Source organism: Pseudomonas sp. GW822-FHT06B12, from assembly GCF_058799675.1.
In genome coordinates this window covers 60,357-77,367 of record NZ_JBXALR010000013.1, presented here as the reverse complement: position 1 = coordinate 77,367, position 17,011 = coordinate 60,357, and the positions used below count along the sequence as shown (strand labels likewise).

Annotated in this window: 16 protein-coding genes and 1 tRNA gene; 5 read left to right on the top strand and 12 right to left on the bottom strand. The window is 59.8% G+C overall.

Translation table 11 applies throughout. The features are described 5' to 3' along the window. Positions 1-86: 86 nt before the first annotated feature. Positions 87-1,865, top strand: a complete 1,779-nt coding sequence (locus tag AC1RKH_RS24090; RefSeq protein WP_493063934.1) for an acyl-CoA dehydrogenase C-terminal domain-containing protein — start codon at positions 87-89, stop codon at positions 1,863-1,865. A 235-nt stretch (positions 1,866-2,100) separates the two neighbouring features. Here the strand turns inward: AC1RKH_RS24090 and AC1RKH_RS24085 are convergent, their stop codons facing one another. Beyond that, positions 2,101-3,030: a LysR family transcriptional regulator gene (locus AC1RKH_RS24085; protein ID WP_493063935.1), complete on the bottom strand. Its 930-nt coding sequence runs from the start codon at positions 3,028-3,030 to the stop codon at positions 2,101-2,103. A 101-nt stretch (positions 3,031-3,131) separates the two neighbouring features. On the opposite strand from AC1RKH_RS24085, the gene AC1RKH_RS24080 reads away from it, so the two are divergent. The 4 genes from AC1RKH_RS24080 (at position 3,132) to AC1RKH_RS24065 (ending at position 5,521) form a co-directional block, all read left to right on the top strand. Beyond that, a complete protein-coding gene (locus AC1RKH_RS24080; RefSeq protein WP_259740279.1) occupies positions 3,132-3,323 on the top strand; it encodes a hypothetical protein in 192 nt (63 codons plus the stop codon). Beyond that, the gene (locus tag AC1RKH_RS24075; protein ID WP_493063936.1) at positions 3,320-4,597 is read left to right on the top strand and encodes an aspartate aminotransferase family protein; all 1,278 of its coding nucleotides are present in this window, start codon (positions 3,320-3,322) and stop codon (positions 4,595-4,597) included. The genes AC1RKH_RS24080 and AC1RKH_RS24075 overlap by 4 nt, the downstream gene beginning before the upstream one ends. A 254-nt stretch (positions 4,598-4,851) precedes the next feature. Then, on the top strand, positions 4,852-5,208 hold the full coding sequence (locus AC1RKH_RS24070) for a type II toxin-antitoxin system RelE/ParE family toxin (protein ID WP_493063937.1): 357 nt from the start codon (positions 4,852-4,854) through the stop codon (positions 5,206-5,208). Further along, the gene (locus AC1RKH_RS24065) at positions 5,201-5,521 is read left to right on the top strand and encodes a helix-turn-helix domain-containing protein (RefSeq protein WP_019693952.1); all 321 of its coding nucleotides are present in this window, start codon (positions 5,201-5,203) and stop codon (positions 5,519-5,521) included. The genes AC1RKH_RS24070 and AC1RKH_RS24065 overlap by 8 nt, the downstream gene beginning before the upstream one ends. An 81-nt stretch (positions 5,522-5,602) precedes the next feature. On the opposite strand, the gene AC1RKH_RS24060 is transcribed toward AC1RKH_RS24065, so the two are convergent. The 11 genes from AC1RKH_RS24060 to AC1RKH_RS24010 all read right to left on the bottom strand — a co-directional run bounded on the left by AC1RKH_RS24060 (position 5,603) and on the right by AC1RKH_RS24010 (position 17,002). Beyond that, positions 5,603-7,435, bottom strand: a complete 1,833-nt coding sequence (locus AC1RKH_RS24060) for a S9 family peptidase (RefSeq protein ID WP_493063938.1) — start codon at positions 7,433-7,435, stop codon at positions 5,603-5,605. Next, positions 7,401-8,576: a pyrroloquinoline quinone biosynthesis protein PqqE gene (gene pqqE, locus AC1RKH_RS24055; protein ID WP_493063939.1), complete on the bottom strand. Its 1,176-nt coding sequence runs from the start codon at positions 8,574-8,576 to the stop codon at positions 7,401-7,403. The genes AC1RKH_RS24060 and pqqE overlap by 35 nt, the downstream gene beginning before the upstream one ends. Then, positions 8,548-8,823 (bottom strand): pyrroloquinoline quinone biosynthesis peptide chaperone PqqD, encoded by a 276-nt coding sequence (gene pqqD, locus AC1RKH_RS24050; RefSeq protein WP_123426554.1) that lies wholly within the window; start codon positions 8,821-8,823, stop codon positions 8,548-8,550. The genes pqqE and pqqD overlap by 29 nt, the downstream gene beginning before the upstream one ends. Beyond that, complete coding sequence (gene pqqC, locus AC1RKH_RS24045; protein ID WP_493063940.1) at positions 8,820-9,572, bottom strand: pyrroloquinoline-quinone synthase PqqC; 753 nt, start codon at positions 9,570-9,572, stop codon at positions 8,820-8,822. Before pqqC ends, pqqD begins: the two co-directional genes overlap by 4 nt. Positions 9,573-9,737: 165 nt before the next feature. Beyond that, positions 9,738-10,649: a pyrroloquinoline quinone biosynthesis protein PqqB gene (pqqB, locus tag AC1RKH_RS24040; RefSeq protein WP_493063941.1), complete on the bottom strand. Its 912-nt coding sequence runs from the start codon at positions 10,647-10,649 to the stop codon at positions 9,738-9,740. Positions 10,650-10,734: 85 nt separating this feature from the next. After that, positions 10,735-10,809 carry a pyrroloquinoline quinone precursor peptide PqqA gene (pqqA, locus tag AC1RKH_RS24035; RefSeq protein ID WP_003194766.1) on the bottom strand — a complete coding sequence of 25 codons (75 nt, stop codon included), beginning with the start codon at positions 10,807-10,809 and terminating at the stop codon, positions 10,735-10,737. A 138-nt stretch (positions 10,810-10,947) separates the two neighbouring features. Beyond that, complete coding sequence (gene pqqF / locus AC1RKH_RS24030) at positions 10,948-13,431, bottom strand: pyrroloquinoline quinone biosynthesis protein PqqF (protein WP_493063977.1); 2,484 nt, start codon at positions 13,429-13,431, stop codon at positions 10,948-10,950. A gap of 315 nt (positions 13,432-13,746) precedes the next feature. Beyond that, a complete protein-coding gene (locus AC1RKH_RS24025; protein ID WP_493063942.1) occupies positions 13,747-14,541 on the bottom strand; it encodes a carbon-nitrogen hydrolase family protein in 795 nt (264 codons plus the stop codon). Positions 14,542-14,553: 12 nt separating this feature from the next. Beyond that, a complete protein-coding gene (locus AC1RKH_RS24020) occupies positions 14,554-16,236 on the bottom strand; it encodes a flavin monoamine oxidase family protein (protein ID WP_493063943.1) in 1,683 nt (560 codons plus the stop codon). 140 nt (positions 16,237-16,376) lie between these two features. Continuing rightward, a complete protein-coding gene (locus tag AC1RKH_RS24015) occupies positions 16,377-16,838 on the bottom strand; it encodes an Lrp/AsnC family transcriptional regulator (RefSeq protein WP_008067391.1) in 462 nt (153 codons plus the stop codon). An 87-nt stretch (positions 16,839-16,925) separates the two neighbouring features. Then, positions 16,926-17,002, bottom strand: a tRNA-Ile gene (locus tag AC1RKH_RS24010). Between the last annotated feature and the right edge of the window lie 9 nt (positions 17,003-17,011).

The window sequence follows — 17,011 nt, the reverse complement described above, 5'->3', positions numbered from 1 at the left end:
GTGTCGTAAAAGTTGTTCGGGTACACTCGAGGCCTTGTTGAAACCCGATCCTACGAATCACTTTTCAAGTTCTCACGAGGTTTGCCATGGCTGACTACAAAGCGCCCCTGCGCGATATGCGCTTCGTCCTCAATGAAGTTTTCGAGGTTGCCAAACTGTGGGCGGAACTGCCCGCTCTGGCCGACACCGTCGATGCCGAGACCGTCGAGGCAATCCTTGAGGAAGCCGGTAAAGTCACCAGCAAAAGCATCGCGCCGCTGAGCCGTGCCGCCGACGAAGAAGGCTGTCACTGGAGCGACGGCGCTGTCACCACTCCAGCAGGTTTCCCACAGGCTTATCAGACCTACGCTGAAGGCGGTTGGGTCGGCGTCGGTGGTGATCCAGCCTACGGTGGCATGGGCATGCCGAAAGCGGTTTCGGCCCAGGTCGAAGAAATGGTCAACTCCGCCAGCCTGTCGTTCGGTCTGTACCCGATGCTCACCGCCGGGGCTTGCCTGTCGATCAACGCGCACGCCAGTGACGAACTGAAAGCCGCTTACCTGCCAAACATGTACGCCGGTGTCTGGGCAGGCTCCATGTGCCTGACCGAGCCACACGCGGGGACTGACTTGGGGATCATCCGTACCAAGGCTGAACCGCAAGCAGACGGTTCCTACAAGATCAGCGGCACCAAGATCTTCATCACTGGCGGTGAACACGACCTGACCGAAAACATCATTCACCTGGTACTGGCCAAACTGCCGGATGCACCCGCGGGTCCGAAAGGTATTTCGCTGTTCCTGGTGCCGAAGTTCATGGTCAACGCCGATGGCAGTCTCGGTGCGCGTAACCCGGCAAACTGCGGTTCGATCGAACACAAAATGGGCATCCAGGCCTCCGCTACCTGCGTGATGAACTTCGACGAAGCCGTGGGTTACCTCGTCGGTGAGCCGAACAAAGGCCTGGCGGCGATGTTCACCATGATGAACTACGAGCGTCTGGGCGTCGGTATCCAGGGCCTGGCCAGTGGCGAGCGCTCTTACCAGAACGCGGTTGAATACGCTCGTGATCGCCTGCAAAGCCGCTCGCCGACTGGCGCGCAGAACAAAGACAAGGTCGCCGACCCGATCATCGTTCACCCGGACGTGCGGCGCATGTTGCTGACCATGAAAGCCTCGAACGAAGGTGGTCGCGCATTCTCTACCTACGTGGCCATGCAACTGGACACTGCCAAGTTCAGCGAAGACACGACCACGCGCAAACGCGCTGAAGACCTGGTGGCCTTGCTGACCCCGGTCGCCAAGGCATTCCTCACTGATCTGGGCCTGGAAACCACGGTTCATGGACAGCAGGTCTTCGGTGGCCACGGCTACATTCGTGAGTGGGGCCAGGAACAACTGGTTCGCGACGTGCGGATTACCCAGATCTACGAAGGCACCAACGGTATTCAGGCGCTGGACCTGGTCGGGCGCAAAATCGTCGGCAGCGGCGGGGCGTACTACAAACTGTTCGCCGACGAGATTCGGCATTTCACCGCCACCGCGAGCGCCGATCTGGCCGAGTTCACCAAACCGTTGAACGACGCTGTAAGCACGCTGGACGACCTGACCGCCTGGCTGCTGGACCGGGTGAAAAATAACCCGAACGAAATCGGCGCGGCTTCGGTCGAGTATCTGCAAGTGTTCGGCTATGTGTCCTACGCCTACATGTGGGCACTGATGGCCAAGGCGGCCTTCGGTAAAGAGGCGCAGGAAGACTTCTACGCCAGCAAACTGGGCACCGCGCGTTTCTACTTCGCTCGCCTGCTGCCGCGGATTCATTCGCTGAGCGCTTCGGTCAAGGCCGGTAGTGAGTCGCTGTTCCTGTTGGACGCGGCGCAGTTCTGAGGAGGTAACATCATGTAAGCATTTGCTTACGTGACGTGCTGCCGTTTTCCCCTGTTCTAAGATTGGATCCAGAGCTAATCTACTTCACATGGACGTCGCGCAGGAAGCGCAAAGCAACAACACGGACACGTAGGATTCTGCCAGGATGGCGGAGTGAAATGGATGTCAGGGAAACAGTCTGCAAAGCCCCGCTTCGGCGGGGTTTTCTTTTGCCTGCGATTTATGTTTTTGCCGTTCAGCCCTGGATATCCAATACCGTCGGGCTCGCCATCTGCCTGTCCGGGCCATTCATCACGTCTTCCAGCAGATTGCGCAGCAACTCCAGCGTTGCTTGCTGACGTTGCACGTCGCGACAAACCAATCCTACTTTCAGAGGGACCCGAGGCTCGCTCAAGGGCTTCCACAAAAGTGCATTGTTTCCGTTTTCCTGCTGTGAACGGCCGGGTAGGACAGTGGCCAGTCTGGTGTGGGGCAAACTGTCGAGGATCCCCGCCATGTTGTTCAATTCCGCCTGCACTTGCGGGCGGCGTCCGAGATTGGCCAGTTGCCCCTGCCAGATCTGTCGGACCTGAAACTCTTCCCCCAGCAACAGCATCGGCAATTCCGCTGCCTGACTCATGGAGACTTTCTTGAATTCGCGCAATGGATGATCGGCGGGGATGACCAGGGTCAGTTCATCTTCATACAGCAAAACGCCGTGCAGTCCGGGTTGGCGCGGCGGCAAATAGCTGATGCCGATGTCGAGTGAGCCATTGAGCAGTCGACGTTCGATTTCCAGACCCGTGAGCTCGTAGATCTGTACCACCAGGTGCGGTTGCGCGGTGCGCACACGCTCCAGCATTTTTGGTACCAGGCTGGTGTGAACGGTCTGCAGTACACCGATGGCCAGAGTGCGCAGCGCCTGGCCCTTGAAGTTGCCCAAGGCCTCGCGCGCCCGTTGCATACCGTCAAGCAATGGCAGGGCGTGGTTGTACAAGGTATGTGCGGCCAGGGTGGGCAGCAGGCGTTTGCTGCTGCGTTCGAACAGACTCACATCAAGGTTTTGTTCCAGTTGGCGGATCTGTTGCGACAGCGCCGGTTGGGAGATCGACAGGCGTTCGGCGGCACGCCCGACATGGCCTTCTTCATACACCGCGACGAAATAACGCAGTTGCTTAAAATCCATAAGTAATTCTTATCGAAAAAGCTGGAAAATCGAAATGGCTCAGCGCCTGGCAGACGCCTAGTCTAACCGCATTCACAAGGCTTACAGGGCCAGAAAGCGCGATGAATACCGTTTACGTTGATGGTGTTTACATAGGCAAGGCAAAAAACCTCGGACAGGGTTTGCTCAGCGATACCGACAAACAGCGGATTGCCAATCGGCTCTGGTTGTGGCCGCAAGGTACACGCACCGGGCGCCTCGAGGATTGGTCGTCACGTCTGCTGGGCTTGCCGCTTGAGGGACTGCGCGCATGAACCTGTTCAACCTGCGTCGCCATCAGCCGAGCCTGGATGATCTGGCAGCGGAGCATTTTCCGCCTTCAAGGCACGACAACTTTTCCAGCGAGTGCCTGATGCCGAGTGTCGAGCGACCCCAGCAAGTTTTCGTTCGCGGCCAGGGTTCCTGGCTGTGGGACAGTGACGACCGCGCGTACCTGGATTTTATCCAGGGTGGCGCGGCCAACAGCCTCGGTCACAGCCCGTCGGTGCTGGTCAAAGCCATCGCCGCTCAGGCGCAAACACTGATCAATCCAGGTTCGGCATTGCTTAACCGTGGCCAGCTCAACCTGGCCGAGCGGCTGTGCATCAGTACCGGCAGCGATCAGGCTTATTTGCTCAACAGTGGCAGTGAAGCCTGCGAAGCGGCGATCAAACTGGCGCGTAAATGGGGGCAACTGCATCGCGGTGGCGCTTCGCGAATCATCACCGCCAGTGGTAGCTGCCACGGCCACGGTTTTGCGGCAATGTCCGCATCGGACTGTCAGAACAATCGCTTTGAGCCGCAGCTTCCGGGTTTCAGCCACGTTCCGTTCAATGATTTACCGGCGTTGCATGCGGCAGTGGATGCGCAGACTGTCGCCATCATGCTCGAACCTATCCAGAGTTCAGCCGGTGTCGTTCCGGCGACCGAGCATTACCTCAAAGGGGTCGAACGCCTGTGCCGTGAGTTGGGCATTCTGCTGATTCTCGATGAAGTGCAAACCGGGATGGGCCGTTGCGGCAGTTTGCTCGCCGAACAGGTTTACGGTGTGCGGGCCGACATTGTTGTGCTGGGCAAAGGTCTGGGTGGTGGGGTTCCGGTGGCGGCGCTTCTGGCTCGCGGCAACGCTTGCTGCTTTGAGTCGGGCGAACTGGATGGCACCCATCATGGCAACGCGTTGATGGCCTCGGCGGGGTTGGCGGTTCTGGACTGCGTGCTGAATCACGGCTTCCTCGAGCATGTTCGGGAAAGCGCCCAACACCTGCGTGAAGGCTTGAGCCGATTGGCCAACCGTTACGGACACGTTGAACTGCGTGGCCAAGGACTGCTCTGGGGCCTGACCTTGAGTGACGATTCGGCTGACGCAGTAGTGAAGGCAGCGCTGTACGAAGGTTTACTGCTGAGCGCTCCAAAACCCGATTGCCTGCGGTTCACGCCAGCGTTGACGGTCAGCAAGGCCAATATCGACGAAATGCTCCTGCGTCTGGCCCGAGCTTTCTCCCGGGTGCGCACGGCCCAACTCCAATGCCGCAAAGGCATCGCGGTCTGAACAAACCGCCACTTCTCTCATTCCCGAACCGTCTCGCGGTATAACGCGTCGCCCCATGCCTGCTCCTTTTGGCATGGGGCGTTTTTTTGTCTCAGCGATTTTCCAAACTCTACTCAGTGCTTGAGTGATTGCCAGATCAATGGCTTTTTAGCGGAGCCGGCAAGGACTGCCGATGCCATCACGCGTTGATGCTGCGGATGGCTTGGTTTGTAAGTATATACCACTGAGTGGTATGGTAATGGGAAGGGATATCCATGACGATCAGGTTGTTCAAGACCAAGCGTTTTACCGTCCAGGCAGGTAAAGCCTGGATCGGCGATGACGAGCTCAGGTCAGCGTTCCGCGAGTTGCTTAAAGGGCAAGCAGACAGCCTGGGAGGTGGAGTATGGAAAAAGCGCTTGAGCGAAAACCGTCACCGTTCGATTGTTCTGGCCAAGGGTGGGCGGTACTGGGTTTACCAGTTTCTGTTTTCCAAGAAAGACCAGAGCAACATCAGCCAAACGGAGTTGGTTGCCTTTCGAAAGTTGGCCAAAGCCTACGAGAGGCTGAGTGACACACAGGTCCAGCAACTGCTGGATATGAAGGAGTTTGTGGAGGTACATCATGAGTAAGAAGTTCAAGAGTGAAGCCCTTGAATCGGTTCACGACTCGGCCACTGCATTGTTGTCGATCGGTGCCATCAGCAAGACCACCATGCGCCAGTTCGACGAGTCATGCCTGGCACAGGTTCCAGAGGCGATTCCCGCCGAACAGATCAAGCAACTGCGCGAGCGTAACAATGTCAGCCAACCGGTGTTCGCCCGATATTTGAATACCAGTGCTTCTACCGTCAAACAGTGGGAAGCGGGCGACAAGCACCCCAGTGGCATGGCATTGAAGCTACTGAGCATCGTGCAGAAGCACGGGCTGGAAATACTGGCCTGAGATGATCGGCAAGCTCTGAAAGCCTGGATCGCGGCCCCAGTGGCTGCGATCTTTTCAAGTCGCTCCGATCCCCGCTACCGATCACACGTTCTGCTGATCCATCACCCCGCGATAAAACAACCACTCCTGTTCCAGCACATGCGCCTGGTTGTAGGCTTTGCGAAAGCCGTGGCGTTCATCCGGGTAGTAATGGGCCTGTGCGGGAATGCCGTTGTCTTGCAGGGCCTTGAGCATATAGCGGGTCTGTTGTGGCACCACCACGGCGTCGAGTTCGCCTTGGAAGAAGATGACCGGCACGCGGATTTCGCTCGCGTGCAGCAACGGTGTACGGGCGGCATAGCGCTCGGCATCTTGCTGTGGATCGCCGATCAGCCAATCCAGATAGTCGCCTTCGAATTTGTGAGTGGTGCGACTCAGGGCAACCGGGTCGCTGACGCCGTATAAACTGGCACCCGCGCTGAAGACATCCTGAAATGCCAGCGCGCAGAGCGTGGTGTAACCGCCGGCACTGCCGCCGCGAATGAACGCGTGATCGCCGTCGATCAAACCTTGCCCGGCGAGGTAGGCGACCACGGCGCAGGCGTCTTCGACATCCACTTCGCCCCAGCTCAGGTACAGCGCCTGTCGGTAGGCCCGACCATAACCGCTGCTGCCGCGATAGTTGAGGTCGGCAACCGCGAAGCCCCGGTGCGTCCAGTACTGGATGCGCGGGTCAAGCATCGGGTAGCAGGCCGACGTTGGCCCGCCATGAATGAACACCAGCAACGGCGGTTTGGCGACATCGGTCATGGCCGGATAAAAGAAACCATGGGCCTCACCGGCACCGCTTGGATAGCGCAGTGTCTGCGGCTGGCTGATGTGTTCTGCGGGCAACAGTGCAATGCCGCCGGCCAACACCCGGGCCTGATGGCTTTTACGGTCGATGGCAATCACCGCTGCAGGGCTGACCGGCGATGCGGCGATGCAGTAAACAAACTGCTGATCCAGCGCCAGATTGCGGAAGCGACTGTAGTCGCCGGTGAAATCCTCAGTGGAATCGCCAGAGCATAAACCGAGGCGGCCAAAGCCATCCACGGTCCAGCTTGCCAAAAAACTCTTTTCGCCTAGCGGCAACCAGGTGCAGGCACCGAGTTGCCATGGCGCTGGCGCATGATCGGCGTCGCTGCTAGGTAATGGCTGCAAGCCTGACTCAGTGTCGACCCACGGTTGCCAGAAGCCGGCGCGGTCGGTCAGGCAATACAGGCGACCGGCATCATCGAAACGCGGTTGTTGCAGGGACTCTTCAGAGGCGTCACCGGCCACACAGTGCGGCTGGCCGAAACCGCCGTTGGCATCGCGCTCGGCAACCATCAAGCGTGTCGCGGTCCAGGGTTGATGCGGTCGGCTCCATTCGATCCAGGCCAATCGCCGCGCATCCGGACTCAAGGTCGGTGCCGAGTAAAAGTCCGCGCCTTCAACCAACAGGTGACGCTTACCGTCTGCCAGATCGATGGCCACCAGGCGATGCTGATTGCCTTGCTCTTCGACGGCGAGTACCTGCCCGCCGGCAAATTGCAGATCGCCATAACGGCATTCACCCAAGGTCAGCGCCTGCGGTATTTCACCTGTCAGCGATTGCCGATACAACTGCTGATCTGTCTCGTTGACGAAGACCACGCCGTCATCGCTCAGGCAAAACGATCCGCCACCGTATTCATAAACCCGACTGCGCGCACTGAACCCCGGCGGAGTCAGGCAATGGGCGGTGTTGTCGCGCCAGTGCCAGATTCGACAGGCGCCATCTTCAGGACGGTATTCATTCCAGAACAAACCAGGAGCGCCGACGCGCAGGTCGGCGAAATCGACACCGGCCGCCACGGCTTTGATGGCGCTCAAAGGTTCAGCCTTTAACGATGAGGCGTGAGTTTCGTTCATTGCGAAAGACCAACTGTTCGATGGGCTGGGTGGCGTGCTCGGCTTCTTCGCGGGCCTTGAGGATCACGCCGTGATGTTGCGACTTGCTGCACACCGGGTCGGCGTTGCTCGCGTCACCGGTGAGCATGAACGCCTGACAACGGCAGCCGCCGAAGTCTTTTTCTTTCTCGTCGCAGGAGCGGCACGGCTCGGGCATCCAGTCGTAACCGCGAAAGCGGTTGAAGCCGAACGAGTCGTACCAGATGTGCTGCATGCTGTGATCGCGCACGTTCGGGAATTGCACCGGCATCTGCCGCGCACCATGGCACGGCAGGGCGGTGCCGTCCGGGGTGACGGTCAGGAAGATGCTGCCCCAGCCGTTCATGCAGGCTTTGGGGCGTTCTTCGTAGTAATCCGGGGTGACGAAGATTAGCTTGCACGGATGCCCTTCGGCTTCGAGCCTGGCGCGGTATTCGTTGGTGATGCGCTCGGCGCGCACCAGTTGTTCCTTGGTCGGCAGCAGGCCGACGCGGTTGAGCTGGGCCCAGCCGTAGAACTGGCAGGTGGCGAGCTCGACGAAGTCGGCTTCGAGGGCGATGCACAGCTCGATGATGCGGTCGATCTTGTCGATGTTGTGCCGGTGGGTGACGAAGTTCAGCACCATCGGGTAACCGTGGGCTTTCACCGCGCGGGCCATTTCGAGCTTCTGGGCGAAGGCTTTTTTCGAGCCGGCCAGCAAGTTGTTCACTTGTTCGTCGCTGGCCTGGAAACTGATCTGGATGTGATCGAGTCCGGCTTTCTTGAAGTCGCTGATTTTCTGCTCGGTGAGGCCAATCCCCGAGGTGATCAAATTGGTGTAGAAGCCCAGTTTGCGGGCCTCGGCGATCAGCTCTGCGAGGTCCTGGCGCACCAGCGGTTCACCCCCGGAGAAGCCCAGCTGCGCCGCGCCCATCTCCCGCGCCTCGCGAAACACCTTGAGCCACTGCTCGGTGCTGAGCTCTTTGCCTTGCTTGGCGAAGTCCAGCGGGTTCGAGCAGTAGGGGCATTGCAGCGGACAGCGGTAGGTCAGTTCGGCGAGCAGCCACAGCGGCAGGCCGATCTCGGGTTTGGGCGGCAATGGCAGGGCCGCTGATTCAGGCAAGCTCGATCCAGTGCTCTGCACGGGCGACCTCCATGAATTGCTCAATGTCGTCACCCAGCTGAGGCACGCCGGGGAATTTGGCGTCCAGTTCGGCAATGATCGCCGCAACGTTACGTTCACCATCAATCAAACCGCCAATCAGCGCGGCGCTTTCGTTGAGTTTGATCATGCCTTCCGGGTACAGCAGCACATGGCCTTTTTGCGCCGGTTCGTACTGGAAGCGGTAGCCGGGACGCCAGGTCGGGGTCTTGCTGCGGTCGAAACTCATAAGGCGATCCCTTTATGCCAGACCCGTTGTTCGGTCACGCTGTGATAAGGCGGGCGGTTCAGTTCATAGGCCATGCTCATGGCATCGAGCATGCTCCAAAGGATGTCCAGTTTGAACTGGAGAATTTCCAGCATGCGCTGCTGGCCTTCATACGTAGTGTAGTGCTGCAGGGTGATCGCCAGACCGTGCTCGACATCGCGCCGCGCCTGGCCCAGCCGGGTGCGGAAATACTCGTAACCGGCTGGATCGATCCACGGGTAGTGCTGCGGCCAGCTGTCGAGGCGCGACTGGTGGATTTGTGGCGCGAACAGTTCGGTCAGCGAGCTGCTGGCGGCTTCCTGCCAACTGGCCCGGCGGGCAAAGTTGACGTAGGCATCCACCGCGAAGCGCACGCCGGGCAGTACCAGCTCCTGGGAGCGCAGTTGATCCGGGTCCAGGCCCACGGCCTGGCCGAGGCGCAGCCAGGCTTCGATACCGCCGTCTTCACCCGGCGCGCCGTCGTGGTCGAGCAGGCGTTGAATCCACTCGCGGCGGATTTCCCGATCCGGGCAGTTGGCCAGAATCGCGGCGTCCTTGAGCGGGATGTTCACCTGATAGTAGAAGCGGTTGGCGACCCAGCCCTGGATCTGCTCGCGGGTCGCCCGGCCTTCATACATCGCCACGTGATACGGGTGATAGATGTGGTAGTAGGCGCCCTTGGCCCGAAGAGCCTGTTCGAACTCGTCGGGGGACAGTGGTGTGTCAGTCATTTCGGTTCTCCGGGGAATAACCGTAGATATATGGTGCTGTTGCCGGCCTCATCGCGAGCAGGCTCGCTCCCACAGTAGACCTGCTGTGCCACAGAAAATCGGGTCCGACTCGGCCCCCTGTGGGAGCGAGCCTGCTCGCGATAGACCGCGCAGCGGTCTCGGCTGTTACAGCTCGATGCTCATGCCGTCATACGCCACTTCAACATTGCGCCGAACCAGCTCGGCGCGCTCGGCCGAGTCCTCATCGAGGATCGGGTTGGTGTTGTTGATGTGGATAAGTACTTTGCGCTGTTTGGGCAGTTGCTCCAGCACTTCGAGCATGCCGCCGGGGCCGTTCTGTGCCAGGTGGCCCATCTCTCGGCCAGTACGGGTGCCGACGCCACGGCGCTGCATTTCATCGTCGTCCCACAGTGTGCCGTCCACCAGCAGGCAATCGCTGCCGGCCATGATCTCCAGTAGCGGCGTATCGACCTTGCCCAGCCCTGGCGCGTAGAACAACTTGCCGCCCGTTTGCAGGTCTTCGACGATCAGCCCGATGTTGTCGCCCGGGTGTGGGTCGAAGCGGTGTGGCGAGTAGGGCGGTGCGGCGCTACGCAGCGGCAACGGGGTAAAGCGCAGGTTCGGGCAGGCCGGGACGCTGAAGCTCTGGTCGAGTTCGATGCGGTTCCAGTTCAGCCCGCCGTTCCAGTGGGTGAGCATGGTGAACAGCGGGAAGCCGGTGCTCAGGTCTTCATGGACCATGTCGGTGCACCAGACCTGATGCGGGCAACCTTCGCGCAGGCTCAGCAGGCCGGTGGTGTGGTCGATCTGGCTGTCCATCAGGATGATCGCGCTGATGCCGGTGTCACGCAGGGCGCGGCCCGGTTGCATCGGGGCGAAGTTCTGGAGCTGTGCGCGGATGTCCGGCGAGGCGTTGCACAGCACCCAGTTCACGCCGTCATCGGAAATCGCGATAGACGACTGGGTCCGTGCCTCGGCCCGCAGGCTACCGTCGCGAAAACCTGCGCAGTTCACGCAGTTGCAGTTCCACTGCGGAAAACCACCGCCGGCGGCGGAACCTAGAATCTGGACAAACATGGCTGCTCCATCACTTCAACGCTAAAAATAAAAACGCCCCGGACGGGCCGAGGCGTTGCACTGCAGGTTCTACCCAAAGGCAGAATCAACGGCTGGCGAAGTACATGGTGACTTCAAAGCCGATACGCAGGTCGGTGTAAGCAGGTTTGGACCAAGTCATGAAAACGTTCCTTCAGGCGGGTGAGAAAAATTCACTCTATACATATAGTCCACCTCCCGAGGGAGATGTGCAGATGCTTGCCGGGCTATCTTACTGAAACGTTTCCGCTAATTGGAGACATCTCTCGAAGAAAGCCCATTACAGCCCCGGTAATGATCGGGTCGTCGGTTGCCAGGTGCTATCCGGACAGGCACCGCTGGCCAGGCATCTGCGGCCACCTTCTGCGTGAATCAAGCGCCTTGCCGCGTCGAGCAAGGCTGTGCGGTCCAGTTGCAACACGGCCTGTTGCAACTGAAACAGGTAATCCGACGAATGGCCACCCAGTTTGCCCTGCCACAGCAGTTCAAAGGCCTGGGCAAGCGGCATGGCATTGCCGTCGAGTTGTTCGGCCAGGATCTGTTGCTGATTGATCAAGACCCCATCATCGAGCGTTGAGATGAGTTCGGGCAATGGCTTCAGGAAGGCTTCGATGTGCTCAAGTATCTCTTTCACCGACGCATTCGGCGATTGCACGCCGAACAGCAGCCCGGTCTGCCCGTTGATCTGACGGACACCGCTGAATACCGCATAGCCCACTTGCAGTTCGACTCGCAGGCGCTGATAGAAAGGCGTTTGGCTGAGTTGGGACAGCAAGCGCCACGCGGCTTCGTCGGCCAGTTCCTGAGTGGGCGTCGGGCAAAACAGCAGCAGTGCATTCTCGTTGGTGTCGCTGGGTAGCTCAGACCAGAGACATCGACCGGCAATGGAGACGAGTGCTGCCATCTCGCTGTCGGGAACTCCAGGGACGCGGCTCAATGCGCGGGTGATTGCCGTTTGAACGGTTGCCGGCAGACCTGCAGCCAGCCCATCCCAGTGTGAGTCGGCCCAGATTTGCTGTAGGTCATCAGCGCTGGCCGGCGGCGATGTCGGGTGCGAATCTTGTCCCATACAATGTGCCGGCAACGCCTTGAGCAACTGCCGTATCGCAATCAGCGGCGCTGGCGATTCGGTATTGAGCCAGGCATCAGCGGCGGGTTTCGTCAGACACAGCAGCGCCTGTTCGAGAATTGCCGGCATTGATTCATGCAGCCCGCTCATTTTCAGCAACCATTGATTGCCCGTTTCGCTGAAGGACAGCTCGACGCCTGCCTGACGAGCGTCGTCGCACAGGCCTTGCAGACTGCGAGCCAGTGTCGGTTGAAGATTGGCTGGCGGTGTCGAGTCGAGGCACCAACGCAGGCAAACCGCCGCTTCGCCGCTGTCGTCTGCCAGTGCCGGGCTGAACTGCATGGGCGAACGTTCGCGGCGACTGCGTGTGCGATCCTGGGCAAACGTGCGCAAGCCCCGATGGGCGCTGGTTTGCCCACGGATCAGCCCGGCGGGTGCCGGCGCATCGGCCGAGCGCAGGAACGGATTGGACGGCGGCAGTTGCCAAGCGACAGCCAGCTTATCCACAGGCGTCGGATTCATTTGCCGCAAGATTGCCTTGAGGGCCGTAACGCCTGGCTCCGACAGTTCTGCTGCCAACCGTAGGTTATCCAGCTGGGCTAGCGCCAAAGCGTTGCCGGTTTGACGCTTGCGCTCTTGCAGCAGGGCATATTCTTCGCGCAATTCAGACCAATCGGCATGGTCGGCGAAGAAACCCAACCAATCACCCAGTAGCTCACTGATTGTCCCTGCCTGCGTTGCGGCGTTGGGCGTCAGGTCGAACTCGATGTGTAGCAGTGCTTGCCCGGCGAATTGGTACAGCGGCGCGGCCTTCAGGCTGTCGATCAATTGGCGATGGCGTAATTCGGCGAACAAGCCTCCCGGTTTCGAAGCGTTCAGCCAGGTGCAGAGAAAATCCAGCGCTTCACGGGATGCGTCGGGCAATGCTTCGAATGCAAACAGCAGGTTGAGTCGGTGTTCGTCAGCCTGTTGATAACTTGCCTCTGCGCTTGCCATCAAGGCAGGTGGGGCGCTTTGTGGTTGCTGCTCACCGACGGTGAAGTCGGCGCTCAAGCGCTCGGCCAGGCTACGCAATTCATCCACAGACTGTGGACCGGCAAGGCTCAGAGTTATTTGGCCGGTCTGGTAGAAACGCTGATAGAACGCGTTTAACGCCTGTTGAAACTCAGGCTGCTGCACCACCAGGCTGTCGCGATTACCGGCGTGGAAACCGCGCAAGGGGTGATCTGGCGATAGCCCGTTGAACAATGCGACCTGTCGCTGCGCCTCAACATCCTGAGACCAGGCGATGAATTCCGCTTCCAGTACTTCCCGTTCGCGCAACTGATCGTCTGGATTCAGACGTGGGTGGGCGAGCATGTCGCACAAACGCTCAAGCCCACCGGCGAAGGCCTGAGGCGGTAATTCGAAGAAGAAGTCGGTGGTGCGCTCGCGGGTACTCGCGTTCAGTTGCCCGCCGTGACGTTGCACGTAGGCCATCAACCCATGGTCAGCAAGAAAACGTTCGGTGCCGAGAAAGAACAGGTGTTCAAGAAAGTGCGCCAGCCCTGGCCAGGCCAGCGGGGCGTCGTGGCTGCCGGCGGCAACCCGTAAGGCAGCGGCGCAGCGTTTCAAACCGGGCGCATGACGAAGTGAAACCCGCAGGCCGTTGGCCAGGGTTTCGCTGTGAGGGAGAAGGTGGGTCGGCGCAGGCATGAGCACTTCCGCTACTGAAGAAGCGCTCATGCTAGCGAAAACCAGGGGGGCGTTCTCAATTAGTTTCCACACCGCGTTGTCGCCTTAAAGCGGGCCAGGCAAGGCGCAGGCCGCTGGGAATGGTTGCTCCCTTTCCAAGGCCTGCAACGCAGCCTGGCCCGCTTTAAGGCACAACCCGAAGGGCCGGGCCTGCTGTTGTGCAGGGCTGCGTTACTCGAAGCTTATTTGGAATGACCAAACCACGCTTCTCGCGCCTTGCCCTGCACAACAGCAGACCCGGCGCGGTGTGGAAACTAATTGAGAACGCCCCCAAGATCAGCGCTTGTTCAGCTCGCAGTAGAGCTCTGGCCGACGATCGAGAAAGTAGCGATTGGCGGCGCGCGAATCGAGCATTAACTGTCGATCCAGCGTGCCAACGATCAGCGCTTCATCCAGGCCGGCCTGGGCGATGCGACTACCATCCGGCGCGGCGATGCTGCTCTGACCGCAGTAATGGATCTCGCCCTCGTGCCCGCAGTAGTTGGCGTACGCCACGTAACACTGGTTCTCGAAGGCCCGCGAGCGCACGGTGACATCGGCGATGAAGTCGTAGGGAATCATGTTTGCCGTCGGCACCAGAATCAGCTCGGCACCCGCTAACGCCAAGCGCCGGGCGTTTTCCGGGAACTCCAGGTCGTAGCAGATCAAAAAGCCGAGCTTCCAGCCATTCAGTTCCACCAACGGAAACTCATCCGGTCCGACGCTGAACATCGAGCGATCGAGTTCGCCGAACAAATGCGTCTTGCGGTAATTGGCAAGACGCTGCCCATGGCTGTCGATCAACTGCACGGCGTTGTAGATCTGCCCGTCCTCCGCACGTTCCGGGTAGCCATACACAATGGCGATCCCGCAGGTCTTGGCGATGCTCGCGATGCGTTGCGCTGATGCGCCGTCTTGCGCCTCCGCCAATGCGCCAACTGCTTCGGCACCGATGTTGTAGCCGGTCAGGAACATCTCCGGGAACACCAGCAGGTCGGCGCCCGAGGCTTGCGTCGCGAGCTGTTGCAGGCGTTGCAGATTGCCGGCAACGTCGAGCGGCAGCGGCGGGCATTGGTAGAGAGCTACGCGCATTTTGGACTCCTCTTACTCGGGCAGGGCAATCGGGCCGATTTCATGGAACACATCGCCTGGGCCAGGGTTTTCGGCGTGGGTTTCGCCGCCGAAGTGATTCATGATGCCCCACACCGCGTTGAGCGAAGTCTGTACCGCGCCTTCGACCCAGGCCGGTGTCCACGAAACGTCGTCGCCAGCGATAAAAATCCCACGCTGTTCCGCGGGCATGTCTTGCTGCATGAAGTGCGCGTACATCCGCTGGTTGTAGCGATAGTGGCCGGGCAGGGCGCCTTTGAACGCACCCAGGAAATGCGGGTCGGCTTCCCAGGACACGGTAATCGGGTCGCCGATGATGCGCGCGGCGATGTCGACTTTCGGATAGATTTTCTTCAGTGCATCCAGCGCCAGCTTCACGCGTTTTTCGATCGGTTGCGGAAGCATTTTCAGCGCGTCGCTCATCCACGAATACGACAGGCAAATCACTCCCGGCTTGTCGTCGCCGTTGTCGAACAGGTAGGTGCCGCGAGTCAGGCGATCAGTGAGGGTCATGCTCATCAGGTCGCGACCGGTTTCCGGGTCTTTGTCTTTCCAGAACGGCCGGTCGACCATCACGAAGGTTTTCGACGATTGCATGTAGCGGGTGCGGTCCAGGGCCATCCACATCTTTTGCGAGAACAGCGACTCTTCGCACTCGATCTGCGTGGTCAGCAGCCAGCTCTGGCAGGTGGTCAGCACGGCTGCGTATTCGCGGGTGTCACCCCAGTTATCGGTCACGCTGAAACGGCCATCGGCGGCGTGCGCGATGCGTTTGACCCCAGTGCGCGGCGCGCCGTTGTGCAGGGAACTCAGGCTGGTGCCTTGCGGCCAGTGAGCGCAGCGCTCCGGCACATGGCGCCAGATGCCCAGCGGCACCTGTTCCACGCCGCCGACCACCAGGTGCTGGTGATCGTCGCAGTTGGTCATCACCACGCGGAAAATTTCCAGCATCGAGTTCGGGAAGTCAGAGTCCCAGCCGCCGGTGCCGAAACCGACCTGGCCAAACACTTCGCGGTGATGGAACGACAGCTTGGCGAAGGCTTTGGAGGTGGCAACGAAGTCGTAGAAGGTCCGGTCATCCCACAGCGGAACGAGGGTGTTCCACAACTCTTTGAGGCGTGGCACGTCGCGGTCGCGGATCGCTTGCTGGATCTCGCCAAAGCGCGAGCCGTCTTCCAGTGCATCAGCCCAGGCGTCAGCGACTTCCTGGAACAGTGCAGGAAGGTCGGCGAGTTTCTGTGCGTAATGGGTCTGGCCTTCCAGATCGATGACAGTGCTGCCGGAAGCCGGGGTCAGCGGGTTGGGGAAGGGCTTGGTCTCAAGGCCGAGCTTGTCGACATAGTGATAGAACGCCGTGGACGATACCGGGAAGCGCATACCGCCCAACTCGGCGATGATCCCTTCAGCACCTTCGAAGGCTTGGGAGCGCAAACGACCGCCCATTTTCGAGGCTTCGTAGACGACCGGCTTGAGGCCCAGCTTCATCAGCTCGTAAGCGGCCACCAGGCCTGCGATGCCGGCGCCGACAATCGCCACTTCCGCGCCGTGGTTGTGCGCGGGAATGCTGCCCAGACCGGCCGGGTGTTCGATCCAGTCGTCAAAGGCGAAAGGAAAGTCCGGGCCGAAAATGGTGATTGGTTTTTTACCGTCTGCAGGATGGCGATTGTTCTTGTTCATGGCTGACCTTGCTGGCGACTCGCACTCGGTGCTGAGTATAGGAAAAGACTGTCGCCATTCTAGGGAGCGTAGAGCACGTTAATAAGACGCAATGTGTCGTCGTTTTGCATGTTATTGATGCGATATGACGAGCTTATCGATCAAACTGGCTGGCCGCGGTCAATTTTGCTGCTGAGGATGATCGAGGTGGTGGTTTTTTCGACGCCGTCGACACTGCCGATCTGATCGAGCAATTGGTCGAGCTGTTCCGGTGAATCAGTACGCAGCCAGGCCACGTAATCGAATTCGCCACTGACCGCACACAACTGCTGAACCTGCGCCATGGCGCTGAGCCGACGCAGCACTTCCTTGCCGGAGCGCGGTTGCACGGTGATCCCGACATAAGCCTGCAAACCGCCATCGACCACCCGCTGCCCAAGCCGCACACCGTAACCGGTAATCACCCGAGCCTTTTCCAGTCGTGCCAGGCGTGACGTTACTGTGGTGCGCGCAATCCCCAATTGCCGGGCGAGCATGGCTACGCTTTCACGGGCATTGATCTGCAAGGCTGCGATCAACTGGCGGTCGATTTCGTCGAGGACGGGAGGGCGGGTGTCAGGCAAGGTCATCTCCGGCGGCACGTTGCGGTGGGGGAGCATGTTACACGTTCGCCAGATACACAAAAGCCGCGCAATGCGCGGCTTTGAGTATGGTGGGCCCACACGGACTTGAACCGTGGACCAAAGGATTATGAGTCCTCTGCTCTAACCAACTGAGCTATAGGCCCTCAGTAGGC